The sequence below is a fragment of the Pseudomonas sp. 05N434 genome (assembly GCF_056396965.1).
This window is the reverse complement of the sequence record NZ_JBFTMK010000609.1, coordinates 1-2,859: the sequence shown is the minus strand read 5'-3', so window position 1 is coordinate 2,859 and position 2,859 is coordinate 1. Positions and strand designations below refer to the sequence as shown.

4 protein-coding genes and 1 pseudogene are annotated in these 2,859 nt (G+C 59.9%); all 5 read right to left on the bottom strand.

Annotated elements, in window-relative coordinates; all coding sequences use genetic code 11:
- Positions 1-58: 58 nt before the first annotated feature.
- Positions 59-526: a recombination regulator RecX gene (gene recX, locus AC1DLB_RS26765; protein ID WP_026286484.1), complete on the bottom strand. Its 468-nt coding sequence runs from the start codon at positions 524-526 to the stop codon at positions 59-61.
- An 8-nt stretch (positions 527-534) separates the two neighbouring features.
- Positions 535-1,587, bottom strand: coding sequence for a recombinase RecA (gene recA, locus AC1DLB_RS26760; protein ID WP_007940559.1), 1,053 nt, complete (start codon positions 1,585-1,587; stop codon positions 535-537).
- 83 nt (positions 1,588-1,670) lie between these two features.
- Positions 1,671-2,171, bottom strand: a complete 501-nt coding sequence (locus tag AC1DLB_RS26755; protein WP_019647843.1) for a CinA family protein — start codon at positions 2,169-2,171, stop codon at positions 1,671-1,673.
- Positions 2,172-2,251: 80 nt separating this feature from the next.
- The gene (locus tag AC1DLB_RS26750) at positions 2,252-2,770 is read right to left on the bottom strand and encodes a lysis system i-spanin subunit Rz (protein ID WP_477743349.1); all 519 of its coding nucleotides are present in this window, start codon (positions 2,768-2,770) and stop codon (positions 2,252-2,254) included.
- Positions 2,752-2,859 (bottom strand): annotated as a pseudogene (locus AC1DLB_RS26745) (glycoside hydrolase family 19 protein); the annotation flags it as partial. The gene AC1DLB_RS26750 and the pseudogene AC1DLB_RS26745, both read right to left, overlap by 19 nt.

Here is a 2,859-nt window from a genome sequence, read left to right as displayed (position 1 = left end):
GTCCAAGGTAACGTGATGCAAAAAAACGGCCCGCTATCGAAATAGCGAGCCGTTTCAGTCAATCGTCCATCCCTCGGCCGCTGAACAAGCGGCTGATCATTTCCATGGAGTATCCCCGATAACTCAGGAACCTGCCCTGTTTGGCACGCTCCCGAGCGTCTATCGGTAAATGCCCGGAAAATTTGCGCCGCCAGGTGTCTTCCAGTTGTTCCTGCCAATCGATACCACTCTCGCGCAAGGCGAGCTCAATGTCGGTACGTTGCAGGCCGCGCTGGCTCAGCTCTTCGCGAATTCGCAAAGGGCCATAACCGGAACGGGCACGGTAGGAAACGAAGCTTTCGAGGTAGCGGGATTCGGACAACAGCCCCTCTTCCGTCAAGCGGTCAAGTGCTGTGTCGATCATTTCAGGGGGGGCGCCGCGCTGACGCAGTTTACGCGTCAGCTCGACTCGACCGTGCTCGCGTCGCGCGAGCAGGTCCATTGCGGTTCGCCGAACCGCGACGAGTGTATCGAGTACGGCGGTCATCGGATCGATCAGATATCAGCGTCAGCCAGGTCGTCTTCGGTCTCTCTGACGGCCGAAGCCTTGACGTCCGGTGCCGGGGTCAGCAGCTTGTCGCGCAGCTGCTTCTCGAGAGTCGCGGCGATTTCCGGATTGTCTGCCAGGAACTTGGCCGAGTTGGCCTTGCCCTGACCGATCTTGGTGCCGTTGTAGGCATACCAGGCACCGGACTTCTCGACGAAACCGTGCAGCACACCCAGGTCGATCATCTCACCGTTGAGGTAGATGCCCTTGCCGTAAAGAATCTGGAACTCGGCCTGACGGAACGGCGAAGCCACCTTGTTCTTCACGACTTTGACGCGGGTTTCACTACCGACGACTTCATCACCTTCTTTCACCGCGCCAGTACGACGGATGTCCAGACGAACCGATGCGTAGAACTTCAGCGCGTTACCACCGGTGGTGGTTTCCGGGCTGCCGAACATCACGCCGATTTTCATGCGGATCTGGTTGATGAAGATCACCAGGCAGTTGGCGTTCTTGATGTTACCGGTGATTTTACGCAGCGCCTGGGACATCAGACGGGCTTGCAGGCCCACGTGCATGTCGCCCATTTCGCCTTCGATTTCAGCCTTTGGCACCAGAGCGGCCACGGAGTCGACGATGATCACGTCAACGGCGTTGGAACGCACCAGCATGTCGGTGATTTCCAGGGCCTGCTCGCCGGTGTCCGGCTGGGAAACCAGCAGGTCGTCGACGTTGACGCCCAGTTTGCCGGCGTACTCAGGGTCGAGAGCGTGTTCGGCGTCGACGAATGCGCAGGTCGCGCCGGCTTTTTGAGCCTGGGCGATCACCGACAATGTCAGGGTGGTTTTACCGGAGGATTCAGGACCGTAGATTTCAACGATACGGCCTTTTGGCAGGCCGCCAATGCCGAGCGCGATGTCCAGACCCAGAGAGCCAGTGGAAATGGCCGGGATCGCCTGACGGTCCTGATCGCCCATACGCATTACGGCACCCTTGCCGAATTGACGTTCGATCTGACCCAGGGCCGCAGCCAAGGCTTTCTTCTTGTTGTCGTCCATTAAAGTCCTCACGTAATCAATAAGGCCTGACGGCCAACACCTGTATAAGTAGCCAGTATTATTCCACAGCGTTTCAGGATCGCCTACCCCTGATTTGAGATTTCTCCAGCGGTATGCCGCAGCAGCCCCTCTAGCGCGGCCTTCACCGTTTGTCGGCGGACCTCGTCGCGGTTACCGGCAAAGTGCTGRACCTCGCTGAATACCTGCTCACCGACGCCCCAGGCCAGCCACACCGTGCCCACGGGCTTGTTCGGCGAACCGCCATCCGGCCCCGCCACACCGCTGACCGCCACGGCAAAACGCGCCCGGCTTTTTTCCTGTGCGCCCCGGACCATGGCCTCGACCACCTCGCGACTGACCGCCCCGACGGTTGAAAACAACTCGGCCGGAACATTCAATTGCTGGGTTTTCTGACGGTTTGAGTAGGTAACATAACCGGCCTCGAACCACGCCGAGCTCCCCGGAATGCGGGTGATCGCCTCGCTGATCCCACCGCCGGTGCAGGACTCGGCGGCAGTGACGTGGGCATTGAGAAGCTGCAAGCGTCTGCCGAGTAGATCGGCCAGATGAGTGATCTCTTTCACGGCTCTCTCCTGATCGAGCGGAATGAGGCCTACCGTACACGAGCGAATCGCACTTGCAAGGTTCAGGATCGATCAAAATGTTAGTGAGCCAGAGCCCTGACATAGGCCTGACAGGCCTGCAAGGCAATCAATCCGCTGTCACCGGCGTCGGTGATGGCGATAATTCGTTGAGCATGCGCCGGGTCAAGTCGGGCTCTCGCGGCGCCATGATCCACGCCGCCGGTGCCGGAGGCAGCTGGCACTGCACAGGTTGAGGCAGCGTCATGGGCATCGAGGAGGACTGACAGGCGCACATCAGCAGTGGCAAGACGATCGCGCAGGCGACCTTGATCACGTTCGGCATCGCTAAGCGCTCGATAATGGGTTTGTTCACTGGCTGACAGTCGCTGCTCCAGGGCCAGACGCCTGTTTTGTTCGGCCTGTTGCTCGGTGGCGGTCGCCAGAGTCAGTTGATTAAGGCTCTCGGCGTGCACCCTGGCCTGTTCCGCCAGTTGCCGGCCGTAGCGCCAATCCTGAAACTGCCAGGCCAGCGCCGCCGAACAACCGGCCAGCACCAGCAGACCGATCAATCGCCAGCCGTTCAGACCGAAGACTGGCATAGCACCGCCCTCGCCCGCGCCCAGATTTCCAGGCGATCCTGCAACCCGTTCAGCCCACCGTTGATACGGCGAGTGATGCTGTTGAACTG